Annotated in this window: 23 protein-coding genes; 21 read left to right on the plus strand and 2 right to left on the minus strand. The window is 68.3% G+C overall.

Annotated features, from left to right (window positions below; genetic code table 11):
- Positions 1-35 precede the first annotated feature (35 nt).
- Positions 36-986, plus strand: a complete 951-nt coding sequence (locus tag V3B64_RS14915; protein ID WP_049398520.1) for a DMT family transporter — start codon at positions 36-38, stop codon at positions 984-986.
- Positions 987-995: 9 nt separating this feature from the next.
- Here the strand turns inward: V3B64_RS14915 and V3B64_RS14920 are convergent, their stop codons facing one another.
- A complete protein-coding gene (locus tag V3B64_RS14920; protein WP_162489853.1) occupies positions 996-1,316 on the minus strand; it encodes a hypothetical protein in 321 nt (106 codons plus the stop codon).
- Positions 1,317-1,343: 27 nt separating this feature from the next.
- On the opposite strand from V3B64_RS14920, the gene thrA reads away from it, so the two are divergent.
- Genes thrA through thrC form a run of 3 tightly spaced genes read left to right on the plus strand, consistent with a single transcriptional unit; the run spans position 1,344 to position 6,075 of the window.
- The gene (thrA, locus tag V3B64_RS14925; protein WP_329914383.1) at positions 1,344-3,848 is read left to right on the plus strand and encodes a bifunctional aspartate kinase/homoserine dehydrogenase I; all 2,505 of its coding nucleotides are present in this window, start codon (positions 1,344-1,346) and stop codon (positions 3,846-3,848) included.
- A complete protein-coding gene (locus tag V3B64_RS14930; protein WP_329914384.1) occupies positions 3,845-4,759 on the plus strand; it encodes a homoserine kinase in 915 nt (304 codons plus the stop codon). The genes thrA and V3B64_RS14930 overlap by 4 nt, the downstream gene beginning before the upstream one ends.
- Before the next feature lie 29 nt (positions 4,760-4,788).
- Complete coding sequence (gene thrC, locus V3B64_RS14935) at positions 4,789-6,075, plus strand: threonine synthase (RefSeq protein ID WP_329914385.1); 1,287 nt, start codon at positions 4,789-4,791, stop codon at positions 6,073-6,075.
- Positions 6,076-6,248: 173 nt separating this feature from the next.
- On the opposite strand, the gene V3B64_RS14940 is transcribed toward thrC, so the two are convergent.
- A complete protein-coding gene (locus V3B64_RS14940) occupies positions 6,249-7,001 on the minus strand; it encodes a helix-turn-helix domain-containing protein (protein WP_043397202.1) in 753 nt (250 codons plus the stop codon).
- Between the two features lie 127 nt (positions 7,002-7,128).
- Between V3B64_RS14940 and hisS the strand changes: the two genes are divergently transcribed.
- From hisS to V3B64_RS15025, 17 genes are all read left to right on the plus strand, one after another.
- Positions 7,129-8,526, plus strand: coding sequence for a histidine--tRNA ligase (gene hisS, locus V3B64_RS14945; protein WP_121503147.1), 1,398 nt, complete (start codon positions 7,129-7,131; stop codon positions 8,524-8,526).
- 26 nt (positions 8,527-8,552) lie between these two features.
- Complete coding sequence (locus V3B64_RS14950; RefSeq protein ID WP_329914386.1) at positions 8,553-8,819, plus strand: hypothetical protein; 267 nt, start codon at positions 8,553-8,555, stop codon at positions 8,817-8,819.
- A gap of 495 nt (positions 8,820-9,314) precedes the next feature.
- On the plus strand, positions 9,315-9,623 hold the full coding sequence (locus tag V3B64_RS14955) for a YerC/YecD family TrpR-related protein (protein ID WP_088025802.1): 309 nt from the start codon (positions 9,315-9,317) through the stop codon (positions 9,621-9,623).
- A gap of 34 nt (positions 9,624-9,657) precedes the next feature.
- Positions 9,658-10,569 carry an ATP phosphoribosyltransferase gene (hisG, locus tag V3B64_RS14960; RefSeq protein WP_010482592.1) on the plus strand — a complete coding sequence of 304 codons (912 nt, stop codon included), beginning with the start codon at positions 9,658-9,660 and terminating at the stop codon, positions 10,567-10,569.
- Positions 10,566-11,861 (plus strand): histidinol dehydrogenase, encoded by a 1,296-nt coding sequence (gene hisD / locus V3B64_RS14965; protein WP_329914387.1) that lies wholly within the window; start codon positions 10,566-10,568, stop codon positions 11,859-11,861. The genes hisG and hisD overlap by 4 nt, the downstream gene beginning before the upstream one ends.
- Positions 11,858-12,952, plus strand: coding sequence for a histidinol-phosphate transaminase (gene hisC, locus V3B64_RS14970; protein WP_329914388.1), 1,095 nt, complete (start codon positions 11,858-11,860; stop codon positions 12,950-12,952). The genes hisD and hisC overlap by 4 nt, the downstream gene beginning before the upstream one ends.
- Positions 12,949-14,022, plus strand: coding sequence for a bifunctional histidinol-phosphatase/imidazoleglycerol-phosphate dehydratase HisB (hisB, locus tag V3B64_RS14975; RefSeq protein ID WP_049462017.1), 1,074 nt, complete (start codon positions 12,949-12,951; stop codon positions 14,020-14,022). Before hisC ends, hisB begins: the two co-directional genes overlap by 4 nt.
- The gene (gene hisH / locus V3B64_RS14980; RefSeq protein WP_008268504.1) at positions 14,019-14,621 is read left to right on the plus strand and encodes an imidazole glycerol phosphate synthase subunit HisH; all 603 of its coding nucleotides are present in this window, start codon (positions 14,019-14,021) and stop codon (positions 14,619-14,621) included. The genes hisB and hisH overlap by 4 nt, the downstream gene beginning before the upstream one ends.
- Positions 14,618-15,352, plus strand: coding sequence for a 1-(5-phosphoribosyl)-5-[(5-phosphoribosylamino)methylideneamino]imidazole-4-carboxamide isomerase (hisA, locus tag V3B64_RS14985; protein WP_329914389.1), 735 nt, complete (start codon positions 14,618-14,620; stop codon positions 15,350-15,352). The genes hisH and hisA overlap by 4 nt, the downstream gene beginning before the upstream one ends.
- A complete protein-coding gene (gene hisF, locus V3B64_RS14990; protein WP_164081157.1) occupies positions 15,346-16,122 on the plus strand; it encodes an imidazole glycerol phosphate synthase subunit HisF in 777 nt (258 codons plus the stop codon). Before hisA ends, hisF begins: the two co-directional genes overlap by 7 nt.
- A complete protein-coding gene (gene hisIE, locus V3B64_RS14995) occupies positions 16,112-16,732 on the plus strand; it encodes a bifunctional phosphoribosyl-AMP cyclohydrolase/phosphoribosyl-ATP diphosphatase HisIE (RefSeq protein WP_285302913.1) in 621 nt (206 codons plus the stop codon). Before hisF ends, hisIE begins: the two co-directional genes overlap by 11 nt.
- Before the next feature lie 98 nt (positions 16,733-16,830).
- A complete protein-coding gene (locus V3B64_RS15000) occupies positions 16,831-18,420 on the plus strand; it encodes a calcineurin-like phosphoesterase family protein (RefSeq protein WP_329914390.1) in 1,590 nt (529 codons plus the stop codon).
- A 37-nt stretch (positions 18,421-18,457) separates the two neighbouring features.
- Positions 18,458-18,742, plus strand: a complete 285-nt coding sequence (locus V3B64_RS15005; RefSeq protein ID WP_005409434.1) for a hypothetical protein — start codon at positions 18,458-18,460, stop codon at positions 18,740-18,742.
- An 84-nt stretch (positions 18,743-18,826) separates the two neighbouring features.
- Complete coding sequence (locus tag V3B64_RS15010) at positions 18,827-19,849, plus strand: glucokinase family protein (RefSeq protein ID WP_121503154.1); 1,023 nt, start codon at positions 18,827-18,829, stop codon at positions 19,847-19,849.
- Between the two features lie 51 nt (positions 19,850-19,900).
- The gene (locus V3B64_RS15015; RefSeq protein ID WP_121503155.1) at positions 19,901-20,899 is read left to right on the plus strand and encodes a N(4)-(beta-N-acetylglucosaminyl)-L-asparaginase; all 999 of its coding nucleotides are present in this window, start codon (positions 19,901-19,903) and stop codon (positions 20,897-20,899) included.
- On the plus strand, positions 20,896-21,627 hold the full coding sequence (locus V3B64_RS15020) for a copper homeostasis protein CutC (RefSeq protein ID WP_032129954.1): 732 nt from the start codon (positions 20,896-20,898) through the stop codon (positions 21,625-21,627). The genes V3B64_RS15015 and V3B64_RS15020 overlap by 4 nt, the downstream gene beginning before the upstream one ends.
- 214 nt (positions 21,628-21,841) lie before the next feature.
- A complete protein-coding gene (locus tag V3B64_RS15025; protein WP_219634854.1) occupies positions 21,842-22,384 on the plus strand; it encodes a hypothetical protein in 543 nt (180 codons plus the stop codon).
- Positions 22,385-22,546 lie beyond the last annotated feature (162 nt).

The following is a 22,546-nucleotide window of genomic DNA, read 5'->3' on the forward strand; positions in this document are numbered from 1 at the left end:
CTGCGCGGCCTGTTCTCTCCTCCCGAAGAACCCGAATGCGCAACAACCCGATGGCCCTGGGCATCGCCAATGGCGTTGCCGCTGGCGCGCTGTGGGGCGTGGTCTTCCTCGCGCCCGCCGTGCTGCAGTCGTTCAATGCCCTGCAACTGTCGGCCGGCCGCTATCTGGTCTACGGTCTGATCGCCGTAGCCCTGCTGCTGCCGCGCTGGAAGCGGCTGGCACCACGGCTGGGCCGCGCCGAGTGGATCGGCCTGTTGTGGCTGAGCCTGGCCGGGAACCTGGTGTATTTCCTGCTGCTGGCGACGGCGGTGCAGTGGGCTGGCGGTGCGGCGGCGTCCTTGATTGTCGGCCTGATTCCGGTGGTAGTGACCCTGGTCGGTGTGCGCGAGCAGGGCGCGGTGCCGCTGAAGCAGCTGCTGCCGGCACTGGGCCTGTGCGTGCTGGGCGTGGCACTGGTTGGCTGGGAAGCACTGATGTCTGAGCACCTCGCGACACCGTGGCGGCAGCGCCTGATCGGCCTGCTGTGCGCATTCGGCGCGCTGTTCTCGTGGGCGTTGTACTCGATCGGCAACAGCCGCTGGCTGGCGCGCCGACCGGATCTGTCCAGCCACGACTGGTCGCTGCTGACCGGTGTCACCACCGGCGGCCTGGCTCTACTGCTGGTGCCGATGGCCTTCATCGGCCACAGCGGCGGGCACACGGCGGCGCAGTGGGGTGGTTTCTGGGCGATCAGCGCAGGTGTGGCGGTGGTCGCCTCGATCCTTGGCAATGCGTTCTGGAACCGTGCCAGCCGCCTGCTGCCGCTGACCCTGACCGGCCAGATGATCGTGTTCGAGACCCTGTTCGCGTTGCTCTACGCATTCGCCTGGCAGCAGCGCTGGCCCTCCCTGCTCGAAGCGCTGGCGATCGTGTTCCTGGTGGCCGGCGTGATGCTGTGCGCGCATGCGCATCGCACGCCCCGCGCGATCGCCGAACATGCCGGCTGAATGCGGTCGTCAAGCATACTGATGGCCGCTTTGTCTCAGATGCAACCAAATGCCGGCATGTTGGCCGATGATCGCGGCAACGACTTTTTGCACCGCAGCACTTGACAGCGGCCCGGCGCACGGTGTTTTCTGTGCGTCATGGTTCTTGATGCCGCCCACGCCAGCCTGATCGCCCCCGCTACTGCGGGCCGTTCGACTGCGCCGGTCGCCACCACCACCATTACCACCACCACCGTCACCACTGCCCTGGTGCGGCCCGTCGTCTTCGTGTAACTCCCGAAAACCACGGCCCCGCACCATACAGGTGGCGGGGAAACTCGACACCTGCATGCGACGGGGCCTCCTACCGAGGTCTGCATGTCTTCCCACGCCCCCGCTCATCCCGTTGCCCCGGCCGATCTGGCTGCACCGCCCATCGTCGTGCACAAGTTCGGCGGCACCTCGGTGGCCGATGCCGAACGCTACCGCCATGTTGCCGGCCTGCTGCTGGCCCGCCCCGAATCGCTGCAGGTCACTGTCGTCTCGGCGATGAAGGGCGTCACCGACGCACTGATCGACCTGGCCCAGCTGGCAGCCAAGGGAGACGAAGGCTGGCGCGAGGCCTGGCATGCGCTGCGCGCGCGCCACCGTGGTGCCGCCGTGGCCCTGCTGGGCGAGCAGGTGGGCGAGACCGTTGAATGGATCGACGCCCGCTTCGATCAACTGGCCGACGTGCTGGCGGCGTTGGCGGTGATCGGCGAGCTGCCACGCGAAGTACTCGACCGCGTGCAGGGCCTGGGCGAAGTGTTTTCCGCGCAGCTGCTCGGCACGCACCTGCAGGCGCTGGGCGCAGACTGTGCAGTGCTGGATGCGCGCGACGTACTGGTGGTGGGGCATGGCGAACTGGGCGTGGATGTCGACTGGGAAGCCAGTGCCGACCGCCTGGCCAAGTGGCGCCTGCAGCATCCGCAGCCACGCCTGGTCGCCACCGGCTTCGTCGCCCGTGACCGTCATGACCGCATCACCACGCTCGGCCGCAACGGCAGCGATTACTCCGGCGCGATCTTCGCCGCGCTGTTCAACGCCGATGAACTGCACATCTGGACCGATGTCGACGGCGTGCTGTCGGCCGACCCGCGGCTGGTGCCCGAGGCGGTGCAGCTGGAGTCGCTGAGCTACGACGAGGCCTGCGAGCTGGCTTATTTCGGCGCCAAGGTGGTGCACCCGCAGACGATGTCGCCGGCGATCCGCCTCGGCCTGCCGATCTTCATCCGCAATACCTTCCAGCCGGCGCATCCGGGGACGCGCATCAGCGCCGAGCGCTCGCCGCGCGGGCCGGTGAAGGGCCTGACCCTGAGCCCCGGCTTGGCCCTGCTGAACCTGGAAGGCACCGGGCTGATCGGTGTGCCCGGTACCGCCGAGCGTGTGTTTGCCGCCCTGCGTCAGGCGCAGGTGTCGGTGGTGATGATCTCGCAGGGTTCGTCGGAACATTCGATCTGCTGCGTGGTGCGTGCTGCTGAAGCCGGCCGTGGCCGCGAGGCGCTGCTGCATGCGTTCGCGCATGAGCTGTCGGTGGGCCAGGTGCAGCGCGTGCAGGTCAGCGAAGGCGTCAGCGTGCTGGCCGCGGTCGGAGACGGCATGGCCGGCCAGCCCGGTGTGGCCGCACGTCTGTTCGAGGCGCTGGGCCGTGCGCAGGTGAACATCCTGGCGATCGCGCAGGGCTCGTCCGAACGCAACATTTCGGTGGCGGTGGACAGTGCCGATGCCACCCGCGCCTTGCGCGCTGCACATGCCGGCTTCTGGCTGTCGCCGCAGACCTTTGCGGTCGGTGTGATCGGGCCGGGCAACGTCGGTGCCGCACTGCTGGACCAGTTGCTTGCCGCACGCCCGCAGCTGCTGGCCAAGGCCAATGTGGATCTGCGCCTGCGCGCGCTGGCCTCGCGTTCGCGCATGCGCCTGGAAGTGGATGGCCTGCACGCCGACTGGCGGGAGGCCTTGCGCGAAGCGGGCGAGTCCAGCGATCTGGATCGTTTCACCGAACACCTGCTGGCCGCCCACCTGCCGCATGCGGTGGTGATCGACTGCAGTGGCAGTGCCGAGGTGGCCGAGCGTTATGAGGGCTGGCTGGCGGCCGGCATCCATGTGGTCACCCCCAACAAACAGGCCGGTGCCGGGCCGCTGCCGCGTTACCAGCGCATCCGTGCTGCAGCGGCGGCCAGTGGCGCGCGCTTCCGCTACGAGGCCACGGTCGGCGCGGGCCTGCCGGTGATCACCACGCTGCGCGATCTGGTCGATACCGGTGACGAGGTGCTGGCGATTGAAGGCATCTTCTCCGGCACGCTGGCCTGGCTGTTCAACCGCTTCGATGGCAGCCAGCCGTTCTCGCAGCTGGTCGCGCAGGCGCGGTCGATGGGCTACACCGAGCCGGACCCGCGCGATGATCTTTCGGGTGTGGATGTGGCGCGCAAGCTGGTGATCCTCGCCCGCGAAGCCGGCCACGCGCTCAGCCTGGAACAGGTACAGGTGGAAAGCCTGGTGCCGGCGCTGCTGCGCGAGGGTAGCGTGGATGAGTTCATGGCGCGGCTGGGTCAGTCTGATGCCAGCCTGCTGCAGCGCCTGCAGGACGCGCGGGCGCGGGGGGCGGTGCTGCGCTATGTGGCACGGCTGGGTGCCGATGGCGCGTCGGTCGGTCTGCAGGAGCTGCCGGCCGATCACGCCTTCGCCAACCTGCGGCTGACCGACAACGTGGTGCAGTTCCGCACCCGTCGCTACTGCGACAACCCGTTGGTGGTGCAGGGTCCGGGCGCCGGCCCGGAAGTCACCGCGGCGGGTGTGTTTGCCGACCTGCTGCGGGTCGCGGCCGGTGAAGGAGCGCGGCTGTGATCGCACGTGCGTTCGCGCCTGCCTCGGTGGCCAACGTGGCGGTGGGCTTCGATATTCTCGGCCATGCCATTGCCGGCATTGGCGATACCGTGAGCGTGCGCCGCATCAATGAGCCCGTGGTGCGCATCGAGGCGATCCGTGGCAGTGCCGTCGAGTTGCCGCTGGATGCCGCCGGGAACACTGCGGGTGCAGCGTTGATGTCGCTGCGCGCAGGGCTGGGCCTGGACTTCGGTTTCGCGGTGGAGATCGACAAGGGCATTCCGTTCGGTTCCGGCATGGGCGGTTCGGCAGCGTCGAGTGTTGCGGCGCTGGTCGCCGCCAACGCGCTGCTGGATGTGCCGCTGTCGCGCGAGGCGTTGTATCCGTTTGCGCTGGATGGCGAGGCGGTGGCCAGTGGTGGCCGCCACGGTGACAACGTGGGGCCGCTGCTGCTGGGTGGTCTTGCGCTGTGCACGGCCGACCGGCTGCTGCCGATTCCGGTGCCGGCTACCTGGCACAGCCTGCTGGTGCATCCGCATGCGGTGCTGGAAACGCGCCGCGCACGCCAGGCGCTGCAGGGCAGCTATGCGCTGGGCGAGTTCGTGGCGCAGAGCGCGAACCTCGCGCTGGTGCTCAGTGGCTGCCATCGCAGTGACGCGGCGCTGGTACGCGCGGGCCTGCGCGATGTGCTGGTCGAACCGCGACGGGCCGGATTGATTGCCGGCTTCGAAGCCGCCCGTGATGCGGCGCTGTCGGCCAATGCAATGGGCACAGGCATCTCCGGTGCCGGTCCCAGCGTGTTCGCCTGGTTCGAGGATGCCGACCAGGCGCGTGCCGCCGCCACACCGGTGCAGGCGGCATTCGCCGCCGCAGGTTTTGACAGCGATGCCTGGGTGTCACCGCTGGATGCACCGGGAGCCCGCTTGTGCTGAATCCTTCCCCTTTACTGGATACCGAACCCATGCAATTTGTTTCGACCCGCGGCCAGTCTCCGGCCGTTGGCCTCAGCGCGGCGATCGCCGCCGGATTGGCGCCTGATGGTGGGCTGTACGTTCCGCAGACACTGCCGGCGCCACGCGAGCTACAGGCCGGGGCGACCCTGGCCGATACCGCCGCCGATCTGCTGATGCCGTTCTTTGCTGGCGACGCGCTGGAGTCTGCACTGCCATCGATCTGCCGCGAGGCGTTCGACTTTCCGGTCCCGCTGCGCGCTCTCGGCGATGGTGACCACGTGCTGGAGCTGTTCCATGGACCAACCGCGGCGTTCAAGGACATCGGCGCGCGCTTCCTGGCCGGTACGCTGTCGCGGCTGCAGGCCGGCAAGGACCGCGATCTGACGATCGTCGTCGCCACCTCCGGCGATACCGGTGCCGCCGTTGCGGCGGCCTTCCATCGCCAGCCCGGCGTGCGCGTGGTGGTGCTGTATCCGGATGGCCGCGTATCTCCGCGCCAGGCGCATCAGCTCGGTTGTTTCGGCGACAACATCCAGGCCCTGCGTGTGGCGGGTGCGTTCGACGATTGCCAGGCGATGGTCAAGCAGGCACTGGCTGACCGCGAACTGCAGGCGCAGGTGCCGTTGAGCTCGGCCAACAGCATCAGCCTGGGCCGACTGCTACCGCAGATGAGCTATTACGCGCATGCGGCGTTGAGCCACTACGCGGCGCATCGTCGCCGGCTCAATCTGGTGGTGCCGACCGGCAACCTGGGCAATGCGATGGCGGCCGTGCTGGCGCGCGCGCTGGGCGTGCCGATCGGCCAGATCGTGCTGGCCACCAATGCCAATGCGGTGCTGCCGGTGTACTTCAATGGCGGCGAGTACCAGCCGCAGGCCAGTGTGGCGACGGTGGCCAATGCAATGGACGTGGGTGCGCCGAGCAACTTCGAGCGACTGCGCTGGCTCTACCACGGCGACGACGCGGAACTGCGTGCTGCGTTCCGCGCGTTCGCGGTGGATGACGTGACCATCCGCGCGACGATTGCGGCAGCGCATGCCAGCCGCGGCGAGCTGTTCTGCCCGCACACGGCGACGGCGGTGAAGGTGCTGCAGGACCTGCGTGCACGCGGTGCCAAGGGCGACTGGGCGGTGGTGGCCACGGCGCACCCGGCCAAGTTCGAGGCTGTGGTCGAGCCGCTGATCGGCGAAACGGTGGCGGTGCCGCCTGCGCTGGATGCGTTGCTGCAGCGGCCGGCGCACGCCGAACCATTGGCGGCCGATTACGCGGCGTTGCGTGAGGTACTGCTGCGCTGAGCGGAGAGGGACGCGGGTGGGGGGGGGGGGGGGGCGCCCCCCCCCCCGGGGGGGGGGGGGGGCCCGCGGGGGGGGGGGGGGGGGGGCCCCGCGCCCGCGCGCCCCCCACCCGGCGGCGTGCTTCAGGGCGTCCCCCCCCCCCCCCCCCCCCAACCCCATGAACCGCGATGCGGTCAGATCAACCCTTCACCGGCCAGCGTGCGCAGCCCATCCTCGTCGAGGATCTCCACCACGTTCAGGTGGGGCAGGGCGATCAACCCCTGCTGGCGCAGCTTGGTGAAGGTGCGGCTGACCGTTTCCATGGTCAGGCCCAGATGGTCGGCAATATCGCCGCGGCCCATCGGCAGCGATACGCGCAGGCCGTCGCCGCCCAGCTTGGCCTCGCGCGCGGCCAGGCGCAGCAGGAAATCGGCCAGCTTCTCGGCCGGCTGCAGGCGCGCCAGTGCCAGCGCGGCGTCCTGCGCGGCATCCAGTTCCTGGCAGGCACGCTGCAGCAGCTTGCGCTCCAGGTGCGGGAAACGGCTGCGCAGTGCCTTCATCTGTGGCAGCGCGACGCGGCAGACGCGGCTGTCGGCGATGGCCTCGATGTCGTAGCGATGGTGGTCGCTGCCACTCAGGCCCAGGTAGTCGCCGGGCAGCACGAAGCCGTTGATCTGGCGGCGGCCGTCGGCCAGGGTGCGCACCAGGCGCAGTGCGCCGCCGGTCAATGTATAGACATGGTCGCGCTCTTCACCGGTGCGGGCCAGCGTGCTGCCCATGCTGACCTGCTGCGAGACGGTGACCTGCTCCAGCGCCTGCACTTCATCGGGCGACAGCGCCGAGCACACCGCAAGGTGGCGAACCGAGCAGTGCAGGCAGTCCAGCGTGGCGCAGGACGGCGAGGCGGGATCGTTGGTGGCGGGCGGAGCGCCGGAAGGCCGTGACATGTTGCGGGGGGCGTATCGCGGGCGGGGAGGGCCTTATGATACTTCAAGCGGCCGTTCGACCCTGCCCGTGGCGGGGGCGCTAGAATGTCGCCCCCTCCCACGTCCCGTTCCAGCAGGAGTTCCGCCCGTGATCAAGCCCCGTACCCCGCCCGGCACCCTTGAACTGCTGCCGCGCGAGCAGATTGCGTTCCAGCGCATGCTGGACGTCATCCGCCGCAACTACGAGCGCTTCGGGTTCCTGCCGGTGGAGACGCCGGTGTTCGAGCTGTCCGACGTGCTGCTGACCAAGTCCGGTGGCGAGACCGAGCGCCAGGTGTACTTCGTGCAGTCCACCGGGGCGCTGGCGAACGCGGCCGAGTCGGGCGATCGCTCGCTGCCGGAAATGGCGCTGCGCTTCGACCTGACCGTGCCGCTGGCGCGCTACGTGGCCGAGCACGAACACGAACTGACCTTCCCGTTCCGCCGCTACCAGATGCAGCGCGTCTACCGCGGCGAGCGCGCCCAGCGCGGCCGCTTCCGCGAGTTCTACCAGTGCGACATCGATGTGATCGGCAAGGACAGCCTGAGCGTGCGTTACGACGCTGAAGTGCTGGCGGTCATCCATGCGGTGTTCTCGGAACTGCGCATCGGTGACTTCAGCATCCAGCTGAACAACCGCAAGCTGATGCGCGGCTTCTTTGAAAGCCTGGGTGTGGCCGAGGGTGAGCGCCAGCTGGCGGTGCTGCGCGAAGTGGACAAGCTGGACAAGCGCGGCGCCGACTACGTGCGCGAGACGCTGGTGGGCGAGGGCTTCAACATCCCGGCAGAACAGGTCGAGAAGATCCTGGCGTTCGTCGCCGTGCGTTCGCAGGGCCATGCCGATGCGCTGGCGCAGCTGGCCACGCTGGAAGCCGACGCCGGTTCTTCGGAGATCCTGCGTACCGGCGTCGCCGAACTGCGCGAAGTGCTGCAGCTGGTGCAGGCGCTGGGCGTGCCGGAAACCGCGTATTGCCTGAACTTCTCCATTGCGCGCGGCCTGGATTACTACACCGGTACCGTCTACGAGACCACGCTGACCGACCACCCGCAGATCGGTTCGATCTGCTCGGGCGGCCGTTACGAAGACCTGGCCAGCCACTACAGCAAGTCCAAGCTGCCGGGTGTGGGTATCTCCATTGGTCTGTCGCGTCTGTTCTGGCAGCTGCGCGAGGCCGGCCTGATCGACGGCATCGAAGCCAGCAGCGTACAGGCGCTGGTGGCGCTGATGGACGAGCAGGGCATGCCGCAGTCGCTGGACATTGCCCGCCGCCTGCGTGCCGGTGGCATCAACACCGAAGTGCAGATGGAGCCGAAGAAGATCGGCAAGCAGTTCCAGTACGCGGCCAAGGCAGGCATCCGCTTCGTGGTGCTGGCGGGTGAGGATGAACTGGCGCGCGGTGTGGTTGCGGTGAAGGACCTGGTGCGCGAGCAGCAGTTCGAAGTCTCCCGCGACGAACTGGCCAGCACCCTTCTGGTGGAGCTGGAGCAATCGAAGGCGATGGTGTGAAGCCTGCCGCCGCAGGAGTGCTGAGCGTGCTCCTGCTGGCGGGCTGCCAGAGCGACCCGACGCTGCACAGTACGCGGATCGGTCCGGCGCAGTATCGGCTGGTGGTTGATCGCTGCCATGCGATCGACCGCGCACAGCTGGAGGACGATCTGCAGGCCCTGGCCTCGCGGACGTGCTGGGCGGGAGCGGGGGCGTTGGAGAACATCCAGTCCCTGCCGAGCCGGCAGGGCAGCCTGTTCGCCGAATGCCTGCGGCGCGGAGCGCTGCAGGCCGAGGTGCGCTGCCTGCCCTGAGTCGGGCCAGGTTGTTGATTTGAAAGCATAACGCCCGCCCTTTGGTGGGCGTTTCGCGTTTGTGGACCAAGAGCAGTCGAGCATGGCTCGACTCTACAAAAGCCGGTTCCGATCAGTTTCCCAGCGAGATCCAGCAGATCGCGGCCAAACGTCGAAGGTGGGGTGGGTCCGGTTGAGGGGGCGTGAGCGCCATGGATGGCGCGACCGGGCTTACATGGGTGAGGGCGCTTTGCTCGTGAAGCATTGCTTCGCAAGCGCCCGAACGCACAGCCGCCAGCGGCTGGGCCGGGCCCCGTAGGGGTACTTGCAGCGCCCCCCTCAACCGGATCCATCCCGCCAACCCTCGGGAAACCAGCTTTTGCTGTTGCTCTGGCTCTTGCCTCTGCGGGTGCAGGGCAGCAGCCCTGCCGCCCCCTCAATCCTCGATTTGACGCACTGCGCAATAATGCGCTAATGTACTAACGCGCTATTACATTGATGCATGGATACGACCCCGTGAAAGCCCGCCCCGAGATTGCCGCCAAAGACCCGAAGGCCGACCTGGAAGCCCTGGCCCAAGCCTTTGCCGCCCTGCGCGAGCCGGAACAGGTCGAAGCCTTCCTGCGTGATCTGTGCACCCCGGCCGAGCTGGAAGCCATGGCCGACCGCTGGAAGGTGGTGCCGCTGCTGCAGCAGGGCGTGCCGTACCGCGAGATCCACGAGCGCACCGGCGTCAGCGTGACTACTACCGGACGGGTGGCGCGCACGCTCGAGCATGGCCATCGAGGCTATGCCGCCGCCATCGACCGCCTTGCTTCGCGCTGATCCGCGCCCCGTTCCGAACTTCGAGACCTCCCCCATGAGTGCAACCCAGGCAGCGCCGGCGCGAGACCGGCTGCGTATCGCCATCCAGAAGAGTGGCCGGCTGGCCGAACCCGCCCGCAACCTGCTCAGCGCCTGCGGCCTGAGCTGGCGCGAGAGCCGCGACAAGCTGTTCTGCTACGGCGAATCGCTGCCGGTGGACCTGCTGCTGGTGCGCGACGACGACATCCCCGGCCTGATCGCCGACGGCGTCTGCGATCTCGGCATCGTCGGCCGCAACGAGCTGGACGAACAGGCCGCCGCGCGGCGCCAGATCGGTCTGCCGGATGCCTACCAGGCATTGCGCGGGCTGGGCTTCGGCCAGTGCCGGCTGATGCTGGCGGTGCCCGAGGAATGGCAGTGGCAGGGTCCGGCGCAGCTGGCCGGCACCCGCATCGCCACCAGCTACCCGGCCATCCTCAAGCAGTGGCTGGCCGAGCAGGGCGTGGACGCACAGGTGGTCGAGCTGTCCGGTTCGGTGGAAATCGCCCCGCGCCTGGGCACCGCCGACCTGATCTGCGATCTGGTCTCCAGCGGCGCCACCCTGCGCGCCAACCAGCTGACCCCGGTGCACAACCTGCTGGACAGCGAGGCGGTGCTGGCCGGCGCGGTGCGCGTGCCGGATGATGCACGTGCATCGCTGCGCGCGATGCTGCTGCGCCGCCTCGACGGCGTGGTTCAGCGACAGGACCGCAAGCTGCTGATGTTCCGTGCCAGCGAAGATCGCGTCGACGCGCTGGCGCAGCTGCTGGCCGATGCCGAGCCGCTGGTGCGGTTGCCGGCCGATGGCGGCGCGCTGCGCCTGCAGACCATGTGCCCCGGCCCGCTGAGCTGGCAGCGCATGGAGGAACTCGAGCGCGCGGGTGCGCAGGGCCTGATGGTACTGAGCGTGGAGCGGTCGCTGGCATGAACCGTCTGATCTGGTCCCGACTTGATGAGGCCGCGCGCAGCGCGGCATTGACCCGCCCGGTGCAGACCGTGGCGCAGCAGACCCGTGACGCGGTGGCGGCCCTGATTGCACAGGTGCGCGCGCAGGGCGACGACGCGCTGCGTGCGATCACCGCGCGCTTCGATGGTGTCGAGCTGGCTTCGTTTGAAGTTTCCGAAGCCGAATTCGCCGCTGCCGAAGCCGCCGTGCCCGCCGAACTGCGCCAGGCGATGGTGGACGCCGCCGAGCGCATCGCGCGCTTCCACGCCGCTGGCATGGGCAAAGGCTATGCAGTTGAAACCGCGCCGGGCGTGGTCTGCGAACGCATGTTGCGTCCGATCGGCCGGGTGGGCCTGTATGTGCCGGCGGGCAGCGCGCCGTTGCCGTCCACCGCGTTGATGCTGGGTGTTCCGGCGCAGCTGGCCGGCTGCCCGCAGGTGGTGCTGTGCACGCCGCCGCGCGCCGATGGCAGCGCCGATCCGGCGGTGCTGGTAGCCGCGCGCCTGACCGGCGTGCAGCGCGTGTTCAAGCTGGGTGGTGCGCAGGCGATCGCCGCGATGGCCTATGGCACGGCCAGCATTCCGGCTTGTGACAAGCTGTTTGGGCCCGGCAACAGCTTCGTCACCGAAGCCAAGCAGCAGGTCGCACAGGATGGCGCCGCCGCCATCGATATGCCGGCTGGTCCCTCCGAAGTACTGGTGATCGCCGATGCCGGCGCCAATCCGGCGTTCGTTGCCGCCGACCTGCTGTCGCAGGCCGAGCACGGTCCGGATTCGCAGGTACTGCTGCTGACCGACGCCCCCGCGATGCTGGCGGCGGTCGAGGCAGAGGTGGAGCGCCAGGTGGCCCTGCTGCCGCGCCAGCAGATCGCGCGACAGGCGTTGTCGGCGTCGCGGCTGATCCAGGTCGATTCGCTGGACGAGGCCTTCGCGATCAGCAACCGCTATGCGCCCGAGCATCTGATCCTGGCCCTGCGCGATCCGCGCGCGTGGCTGGACAAGGTGCAGGCGGCCGGCTCGGTGTTCCTGGGCGATTACACCCCCGAAGCGCTGGGCGACTACTGCAGCGGCACCAATCACGTGCTGCCCACCGCCGGTGCCGCGCGTGCCTACAGCGGTGTCAGCGTGGCCAGCTTCCAGAACCTGATCAGCGTGCAGAGCGCCAGCGCTGCTGGACTGGCGGCAATCGGCGGCTGTGCGCGCATCATCGCCAGCGCCGAAGGGCTGGATGCGCACGAGCGTGCAGTGGCCCTGCGCATGGAGGCCGCCGCATGAGCGCCGCCATTGATGAAGTGCTGGCGCTGGTGCGCCCGGATCTGCAGGCCTTCGCCGGCTACAGCTCGGCGCGCAGCGCGGCGGTGCAGGGCGAGGTCTGGTTGAACGCCAACGAGTCGGCCTGGGCCAATCCGGCTGATGCGGCGGGCAACAGCCGGCGCTATCCGGAACCACAGCCGCTGGCGTTGCGTGAGGGCCTGGCGGCGCTGTACGGCGTGACGCCGCCGCAGCTGCTTATCGGCCGTGGCAGCGACGAAGCCATTGATCTGCTGGTGCGCGCGCTGTGCGTGCCGGGCCGCGATGGCGTGCTGGTCACGCCGCCGGTGTTCGGCATGTATGCGGTCTGCGCGCGCCTGCAGGGGGCTGCACTGATTGAGGTGCCTCTGGTGGACAGCGAAGATGGCCTGCGCGCCGATCTGGATGCGGTGATCGACACCGCCAGGGCACGCAATGCCACGCTGGTGTTCCTGTGCGCACCGTCGAACCCGGCCGGCAGTGACATCGCCCTGGACGAGATCGAGCGCGTGGCCACTGCTCTGCGTGGGCAGGCGCTGGTAGTGGTGGACGAGGCCTATGTCGAGTACGCACAGCGCCCGTCGGCAACCACGTTGCTGGCCACGCACGCCAATCTGGCAGTGCTGCGCACGTTGTCGAAGGCGCACGCACTTGCGGCCGCGCGCATCGGCACCCTGATCGCCGCGCCGGAACTGATTGCCGTACTGCGGCGCTGCCAGGCGCCGTACCCGGTGCCGACCCCGTGCGCCGAGCTGGCCGTGCAGGCGCTGCAGCCGGCCGCACTGGCACGCACCGCCGAGCGCGTAGCCACGGTCATTGCCGAGCGCGAACGCCTGTTCGCGGCGCTGCCAGGCCTGCCCGGCGTTCGTCGCGTGTACCGCTCGGCTGGCAACTACCTGCTGGTCCGCTTCGCTGATGCGCAGGCAGCGTTCGACACCTTGCTGGATGCCGGTATGGTGGTGCGCGACCAGCGCGCCGCGCCGCAGCTGGGTGATGCACTGCGCATCAGTATCGGCAGCCCCGAAGAGAATGACCGCGTGCTTGCGGCCCTGTCGGCGCGGAGGGCCGCAGCATGACACCGATCCTGTTCATCGACCGCGACGGCACCCTCATCGAGGAGCCGTCCGATTTCCAGATCGACGCCTACGAGAAGCTGCGCTTCGTGCCGCAGGTGATTCCGGCGCTGCTGAAGCTGCGCGATGCCGGCTACCAGTTCGTGATCGTCACCAATCAGGATGGCCTTGGCAGCGACAGCTACCCGCGCGCCAGCTTCGATGGCCCCAACGACCTGATGCTGCAGATCTTCGAAAGCCAGGGCATCACCTTCCGTGACGTGCTGATCGACTGCAGCTGGCCGCAGGACAATGCGCCCACCCGCAAGCCGGGCATCGGCCTGATGACCGCTTACCTGCAGGACCGCAGCATCGACTGGGCGCGCTCGGGCATGGTTGGTGACCGCATCACCGACCTGCAGTTCGCCGACAACCTCAACATCCGTGGCTTCCAGCTGCGCACCGAACAGTTCGGTGGCGAGTGGGACTGGCCGGGCATCGCCCACGCACTGGCCGACGCGCCACGCATCGCGGTGGTCCAGCGCAACACCAAGGAGACGAAGATCCGCGTTGAACTGGATCTGGACCGTGCCGGTGATGCGCGCATCGCCACCGGACTGCCGTTCTTCGACCACATGCTGGAACAGATCGGCAAGCACGGCGGGTTCGCGCTGGACATCCAGGCCGAGGGCGACCTGCACATCGACGAGCACCACACCATCGAGGACACCGGGCTGGCGCTGGGTCAGGCCCTGCGCGAGGCGCTGGGCGACAAGCGTGGCATCGGCCGCTACGGCTTCACCCTGCCGATGGACGAGACCCTGGCCAGCGCTGCGCTGGATTTCAGCGGCCGCCCCTATTTCGTGTTCGAGGGCGAGTTCAAGCGTGAGCGCGTGGGCGATATGCCGACCGAGCTGGTGCCGCACTTCTTCCGTTCGCTGTGCGACGCCAGCGGCCTGAACCTCAACCTGCAGGTGCGCGGCGACAACGACCACCACAAGGTCGAGGCCTGCTTCAAGGCACTGGCGCGCGCGCTGCGCCCGGCATTGGCCCGCCAGGGCAGGGCACTGCCGAGCACCAAGGGGGCGCTGTGAGCGACGTTGCGCTGATCGACGCCGGCGGTGCCAACCTGGGCTCGGTGCGCTACGCATTGGAGCGCCTGGGCGCGACGGTGCGGCTGGTGCGCGATGCGGACGGTCTGGTCGGTGCGCAGCGGGTGATCCTGCCCGGCGTCGGCGCCGCTGGTCCCGGCATGCAGCGCCTGCATGCGCAGGGCCTGGTGGAACCGCTGCAGCGACTGGAGGTGCCGCTGATGGGCATCTGCCTCGGCATGCAGCTGCTGTTCGAGCGGTCCGAGGAGGCCGGCGTCGAGACACTGGGATTGATTCCGGGCGTGGTGCGCAAGCTGGTACCGGCCTGTGGCATCCGTGTGCCGCACATGGGCTGGAACCGCCTGCTCCCGCTGCGCGAATCGCTGCTGCTGCAAGGCGTGCCGGAGCGCGCCAGCGCCTACTTCGTGCACAGCTATGCGGCGCCACTCAATACCCACACTGTTGCTGCCTGCGACCACGGTGGCCTGTTCACTGCCGTGGTGGAGCAGGGGCGTTACTACGGCGCACAGTTCCACCCCGAGCGCTCCGGTGAGACCGGTTCGCTGATGCTGCGCAACTTCCTCGAGGGCACTGCTGCATGAGTTTCATCGTCTACCCCGCGCTGGATATCCGCGACGGCCGCGTGGTGCGGCTGCGCCAGGGTGACTACGCGCAGGAAACCTCGTATGGCGACGATCCGCTGCCGCGCACGCAGGCCTTTGCCGCGCAGGGCGCGCAGTGGATGCACCTGGTCGACCTGGATGCCGCGCGCGCCGGGGGCTACACGCTGGCACCGCTGCTGTCGTCGATCCGCGCGCAGACCACGCTGCAGGTGCAGACCGGTGGCGGCGTGCGTGGCCGTGACGACGTGGCGCGCATCCTCGATGCCGGCGCCGGCCGCGTGGTGGTGGGTTCGCTGGCAGTACGCCGCCCCGACGAAGTGGTCGGCTGGCTGCAAGAGTTCGGTGCCGAGCGCATCACCATCGCGCTGGATGCCCGCCAGGATGCCCGGGGCCAATGGCAGCTGCCGGTGCACGGCTGGACCGAGAACGCCGGGGTGACCCTGGATGACCTGGCCCAGCGTTATGCGCGTGCCGGCATGCGCCACCTGTTGTGCACCGACATCGCCCGCGACGGCATGCTGGCCGGGCCCAACATCAGCCTCTACCAGCACCTGTCGGCGCTGCTGCCGGGCGTGGCCGTGCAGGCCTCCGGCGGTATCCGTGACGTGGCCGATGTGGCCGAGGCGCGTGCCGCCGGCTGCGGTGGCGCGATCCTCGGCAAGGCGCTGCTGGAGCAGCGCATGGACCTGGCGGAGGCGCTGGCATGCTGAGCCGTCGCATCATTCCCTGCCTGGACGTGCGCGACGGCCGCGTGGTCAAGGGTGTGCGCTTCCGCGACCACGTCGACATGGGCGACATCGCCGAGTTGGCGCAGCGCTATCGCGACCAGGGGGCGGACGAGCTGGTGTTCTATGACATCGGCGCCAGCCCCGAGGCGCGTTCAGTCGACGTCGCCTGGATCGAGCGCATCGCACGCCTGATCGATATTCCGTTCTGCGTGGCCGGTGGCATCGACAGCGTGGAAACCGCGCGCCGCGTGCTGTTCGCCGGTGCCGACAAGGTGTCGATCAATTCGCCGGCGCTGGGCCGCCCGGAACTGATCACCGAGCTGGCAGACGAGTTCGGCGTGCAGTGCGTGGTGGTCGGTGTCGATTCGGTGCGCGAGACTGATGGCCAGTGGCGGGTACGCCGTTTCAGTGGTGACCCTGACAAGACCCAGGCGGTGCCGCTGCGCACGCTGGACTGGATCGTCGAAGCACAACGGCGTGGCGCAGGCGAGATCGTGCTGAATTGCATGGACAGCGATGGCGTACGCCGTGGCTACGATGTCGTGCAGCTGCAGCAGGCGCGGGCCCTGTGCCAGGTGCCGCTGATCGCCTCGGGCGGTGCCGGTGAGATGGAGCACTTCGCCGAGGCCTTCGACCAGGCCGATGTCGACGGCGCGTTGGCGGCCAGTGTGTTCCACAGCGGCGCCATCGCCATTCCAGAATTGAAGCGCTACCTGCGCGGACAGCAGATCGAGGTGCGGGATGTCTATTGAAGTGAGGCCGTCGCTGGATGCGCTGCAGGCGCTGGACTGGGGCAAGGGCGACGGCCTGCTGCCGGCGGTGGTGCAGGATGCCGACACCCTGCAGGTGCTGATGCTGGGCTATGTCAGCGCCGAATCGCTGGCGGCCACGCTGGCCATCGGTCACATGACCTTCTTCAGCCGCAGCAAGCAGCGGTTGTGGACCAAGGGCGAGCAGTCCGGCAACGTGCTGGTGGTGCAGTCGATCAGCGTCGACTGTGATGCCGACACCCTGCTGGTGATTGCACGCCCGGCCGGGCCAACCTGCCACACCGGTGCCGAGAGCTGTTTCGACCAGGCGCCGAAGGACTTCCTGGGCGGGCTGGGCCAGCTGGTGGCGATGCGTGAGGCGCAGCGCCCGCCGGGCAGCTACACCACCAGCCTGTTCGAGGGCGGCATCCGCCGCATCGCGCAGAAGGTGGGCGAGGAGGGCGTGGAGACGGCGCTGGCGGCGGTGGCACAGGACGACGAGGCGTTGCTGGGCGAGGCCTCGGACCTGCTGTATCACCTGCTGGTGCTGCTGCGCGCGCGCGGGTTGTCGCTGGATGATGCGCGGGCGGTGCTGGAAAAGCGCCATCGTTGAGGAAGGCGTGCGGACCAACGGTCCGCACCCACCTCTGCAATGCAGCCGAGCATGGCTCGGCTCTACAATAGGGAGTCTTCTTCTTTCCCGGACCGCCCATGAAACTGCCTGCCGCCTGGCTGTGCTGCCTGTTGCTGACCTCGCCGGCCTGGGCCGCGGACACCGTGGTCAGCGGCAAGGTCTACCTGGAGCGCGACGGCAAACCCGGGCGCGGTGCGACCGATCCGGGCCTGGCCGGGGTGCAGGTCTCCAACGGCGAGGCCATCGTCAAGACCGCCGCCGACGGCAGCTACAGCCTGCCAGTGCGCGACGGCCAGACCGTGTTCGTGATCAAGCCCGATGCGTATTCGTTCCCGAAGGCGGCCGATGGCCTGCCTTCGTTCTGGCGCCACTACCGCCCGAACGGTTCACCGGCACTGAAGTACGGTGGCATCGCCGCGACCAGCGACGTCACCCGCAACTGGGATTTCGCCCTGCAGTCGGACCGCCATGACAGCCGCCGTGGTTTCCAGATGCTGGTGTTCACCGATTCGCAGACCGCCAGCCTGAAGGACATCGGCTACTACCAGCAGTCGATCGTGGCGCCGCTGGTTGGCCAGACCAGGGCGCGCATGGGCACCACCCTGGGTGACATCGTCAACGACGACCTGACCCTGTACCCGGCGATCAACAAGGTCACCACCGCGCTTGGCGTGCCGTGGTTCCACGTGCCGGGCAACCACGATCTCGACTTCGATGCGGCCAGCGACGAACACTCGCTGGACAGCTGGCGCAACATCTACGGCCCGGACACCTACGCGGTGGAAGAGGGTGGCGCCAGCTTCGTGTTCCTGGACGACGTGGTCTACGACCCCAAGGCCAAGCCGAAGTACATCGGCGGCCTGCGCGAAGACCAGTTCGCTTTCCTCGCCAGCTACCTGAAGGGCCTGCACAAGGATCGCCTGCTGGTGCTGGGCATGCACATCCCGCTGTTCGACGCGGCGGCGGGGCGCGAGACTTTCCGTCACGCCGACCGCCAGCGCCTGTTCGATCTGCTGAAGGACTTCCGCAACGTGCTGGTGCTCAGCGGCCACAGCCACATCCAGCAGCACGTCTACCACGGCAAGGCCGAGGGCTGGAACGGTGACAAGCCGCTGCACGAATACAACGTCGGTGCCAACTGCGGTGCGTTCTGGTCGGGCGTGAAGAATGCCGCCGGCGTGCCGGACAGCACCATGAGCGATGGCACACCGAAGGGTTATGCGCTGCTCGACGTGGCCGGCAACGGCAGCTACAAGCTGCAGTACCGCGTGGCCGGCCAGCCGGCCAGCGAGCAGATCGGCCTGCATGCACCCAAGGTGCTGCGCCAGGGCGCCTACCCGGCCTGGGGCATCTATGCCAACGTCTACATGGGCGAGGACGCCAGCGTGGTCGAGTACCGCGTGGATGGCGGCGCCTGGCAGCCGATGAAGCAGGTCAGCCAGCCCGATCCGCGCCTGATGGTGGAGAACGTGGCCGATGATCTGGCCAGCAGCCTGCGTGGCTACGACCGTTCGCCGGAGGCCACTGCATCGCCGCACCTGTGGCGCGGCGCGTTGCCGACCGATCTGGCCGTGGGCAGCCACAAGGTCGAGGTACGATCCACCCAGCCTGATGGTGCAGTGTTCACCGCCACCACCAGCTACAGCCTGCAGACTGCCCAGCCCTGATCCAAGGGCGTCGCTGCCCAACGCGAAAGGACCCCGCATGGATATCCGCTTCATGGCCGGCACTACGCCGGTGACCCTCAGCCGCCACTGGTTCACCGGCGCGATGCTGCTGCAGAGCGCTACCGAGAAGGTCTGGGTGCAACACCCGCTGCATCCGGGCACCCACTTCTCGTTCTCGCTGGTACAGTCGTGGCTGCGCCACATCGCCGGCCACGAAGTGCTGGTCGAGCGCACCCGGCCGCTGTTGTTCGCCGGCTTCCGCCCGCAGCGCCTGCGCGTGCTGGTGGATGGCGTGCAGGTGGCCGAACAGGAAGGCATGTAGACCAACCTGAACCATCGGCGCGCTAGGCAAAGCCGCCCCGATGCCTGAGAATCGGGGCGATTCAATCGATCCAAGCAGGCCAGCGTGACCATCGCAGCAGCGTCCCCGGTTTCCTCCGACTCCGCCCGCGGTGGTCTTCCGCGCCATCTGGTCGTTGCCGATGTCGGCGGCACCTTCGCCCGCCTGGCCTTGGCTGAGACCCAACCCGGCCACGCGCCGCTGCTGGGCAGCCATCGCACCTATGCCTGCGCCGAGCATCCCAGCCTGGCCGCGATCCTGGCCGATTTCACCGCAGGCCTTGGCCAGCCGGTGCAGACCGCGGTGGTCGCCATCGCCGGCCTGCTCGATGGCGATGTGCTGATCAACTCGAACCTGCCGTGGACAGTCTCGCTGTCGACCACGCGCGAACAGTCCGGCCTGCGCGAACTGCAGCTGATCAATGATTTCGAAGCGGTGGCGCTGGCTATCCCGTACCTGCAGCCGGAAACCCTGGACCCACTGAATGGCGACGCCGATCCGGCGCAGGCCTTCCCGGCGCTGGTGCTGGGTGCCGGTACCGGCCTGGGTGCCGCGCTGCGTTTCGCCGATGGCGAGCGCCCGGTGCTGGCCAGCGAGATCGGCCATGCCGCGCTCGGCGCCGGCAACGCGCTGGAACTGCAGGTGCTGGGCAAACTGCTGCAGCGCTGGCCGCACGTGGACAACGAACGGGTGCTTTCCGGCAGCGGCCTGATGAACCTGTATCCGTGCCTGTGCGAACTGCGCGGCGTCACCCCGGTGTGGACCAGCACCGAGGCACTGATCGGCGCCGCGCGCAGTGGCGAGGACGCGCTTGCTGTGGAAACGTTGCAGGTGTTCTGTGCCTGGCTGGGCAGCCTGGCCGGCGACGCGGCGATCGCCGTCGGCGCGCGCTCGGTATACCTGGCCGGGGGCATTTCCGCGCATGTGCAGGATTTCCTGGCCGATGGCCGCTTCCGTGAGCGCTTCCTCAACAAGGGCGTGCTGACCGAGGTGCTGCGCCAGGTGCCGGTATGGCGGGTGGAGCACGGCCAGCTGGGCGTGCTCGGTGCAGCGGTCTGGCACGCAGCGCGGCAACCCACGCACGACTGATCGGCAGGGCCGGCATCGGGCCGGCCATGCATTGCAGACTGGGAGGGGAAGATGGTGGATCGCAGGCAGTTCCTGCAGGCCGGTGCACTGGCCGCAGGCATGGCGGCATTGCCGGGCGTGCATGCGCGCACGCAGGGGGGGGCCAGGGTGGTTTCCACCTGGGACTTCGGCGTGCCGGCCAACCAGGCCGCATGGAAGGTGCTGGCACAGGGTGGCAGCGCGCTGGATGCGGTGGAGGCGGGTGCACGCTGGGCCGAGAGCGAGCTGTGCAACCCCACCGTCGGCCATTGTGGCAACCCGGATCGCGACGGCGTGCTGAGCCTGGACGCGAGCATCATGGACGGCGATGGCCGCTGTGGTGCAGTGGCCGCGCTGGTCGACATCCTGCATCCGGTCTCGGTGGCGCGCAAAGTGATGGAGAACAGCCCGCACGTGCTGCTGGTGGGCGAGGGCGCGCAGCAGTTCGCGGTGCAGCAGGGTTTCGAGCGCAAGCACCTGCTGACGCCGCAGGCCGAAGCCGCCTGGCGCGAGTGGTTGAAGACCGAGAAGTACCAGCCACAGATCAATGCCGAGCGCCGTGGTATTCCCGGCAACAGCGACAACCACGACACCATCGGCATGCTGGCACTGGATGCCAAGGGCCATCTGGCCGGTGCCTGCACCACCAGCGGCATGGCGTGGAAACTGCACGGCCGCGTTGGCGACAGTCCGATCATCGGTGCTGGCCTGTACGTCGACAACGAAGTGGGCGCGGCCACTGCTTCGGGCGTGGGTGAAGAGATGATCCGCAACGCCGCCTCGTTCCTGGTGGTCGAGCTGATGCGCCAGGGGCGCTCGCCGGCGCAGGCCTGCCGCGAAGCGATCGATCGCGTGGTGCGCAAGCGCCCCGAAGCGAGCAAGACACTGCAGGTGTGCTTCCTGGCCATGAACAAGCAGGGCGAGGTGGGCGCCTACGCGTTGCATCGCGGCTTCGTCTACGCGGTCTGCGATGCGCAGCGCCAGGATGACCTGCGTGATTCGCCATCGATCTACACGAGCACCCAGGCGTGAGCACGCGGCTCACCCTGGAGATCGCCAGCAACTCGCTGGCTTCGGCGCTGGCGGCACAGGCCGGCGGCGCCGACCGCATCGAGCTGTTCGACAACCTGGCCGAGGGCGGCACCACGCCGTCGTTCGCCAGCATCGCGATCGCCCGCGAACGCCTGTCGATTCCGCTGTTCGTGCTGGTGCGGCCGCGCCCGGGCGACTTCCACTACGACGCACTGGAAACCGAACTGATGCTGCGTGACATCGCGCAGTGCCGTGCGCTGGGCTGCGATGGCGTGGTGATCGGCGCGCTGGATGTACAGGGCGGGATCGACGTGGCGCTGTGCCGCGAGCTGGTGCAGGCTGCCGGGCCGTTGCAGGTGACCTTCCATCGCGCCTTCGACGCTGCCCGCGATCTGCCGGCGGCGCTCGAGCAGGTGATCGGGCTGGGTTGCCAGCGCGTGCTGACCTCGGGTGGCCAGGTCAGCGCCGAGGCCGGTGCCGATGTGCTGGCAGGCCTCGTTACCCAGGCAGCGGGCCGCATTACGGTGATGGCTGGTGCCGGATTGGCACCGGGCAACATCGCTACCGTGGCAAGGCAGACCGGCTGCACCGAACTGCACGCCTCGGCCAAGGGCCTGCGCCGCTCGGCCATGCAGTTCCAGAACCCGGCGCTGCGCGGACTGGACCCGGACTGGAGCCAGACCGCAACCGCCACCGTAGCCGCGCTGCGGCAGGCGCTGGACGCCTGATCGCAAGCCCGGGGTCGGATCCCTTCGCAGAAGGGCTCTGACCCCATCTGGATGCGCACGCATTGCCGAAAAGCGACGCTTTTGACGCGCTCGAATAGCCAGAGCATTCGCCAAACAGCGGAACGCAGGGGCATCCGTGTTTCCGACTGGACGATCCAATCGAGATTCTCGACAGTGGGGGCCCACATCCCTGTGGCAACGATCCTCCTTCTGCATGCCTCGACTGCTCTTGCTGCTTCTCTGTCTGCTGCCTGCCGCTGTAACAGCTGCGGAAGAGGGGCAGTCCCCCGTGTTGATCTGGAAGGCGGCCGGTCCCGAGGGAATCCGCATCGACACTGTCCTGAGCGGGGTGACGCTGACTCCCGCTGCTAATGGTGCGTTCGTCGACACGCGCGAGCATCTGATTGGAAATCAACGCTTTCGGGCGATGTACCAGGTATTCGATTCAAACGCCGATAGCCCGATGGGCCATTGTGGCGCGGGGCGTGAGATCGAACTCTTCGTCTACGAATTGATCCCGCCCAAACCTGTTGAGCGGGGCAGGATACTGATCAGTAGTTGCCTTGAGACCGTGTCCCTGGCCAGCCAGAACTCGGGAAGTCCCGAAAGTGAGTCCGACTTTTCCTCGGTGGTCTGGCAGCACGACGGGTTCACCATCACGTGGTGGGGTGCCGGGCCTGACGGGAAGGCCTCAAGCCACTATGCACTCCGCAATGGCCGTTTTGTCCCGCTTCAATCGGACGAGAGAAGCCGCTGAGGGCGGACAAAACAGTTCCGCGCACGATTGTCGCGATCGTGTCATTGACGTGTGCGCCGTCTTATCAGCGATGTTTCGCAACCCGTTGATTGTTCTGGATACCTGCAGCCGATAACGGCATTACGCCACGTGTTGCTGCGTCGCCGCATGCCGGGCGTGGTT

Origin of the sequence: Stenotrophomonas sp. SMYL86 (genome assembly GCF_036320025.1) — a bacterium.
GTDB classification, from domain to species: domain Bacteria; phylum Pseudomonadota; class Gammaproteobacteria; order Xanthomonadales; family Xanthomonadaceae; genus Stenotrophomonas; species Stenotrophomonas maltophilia_A.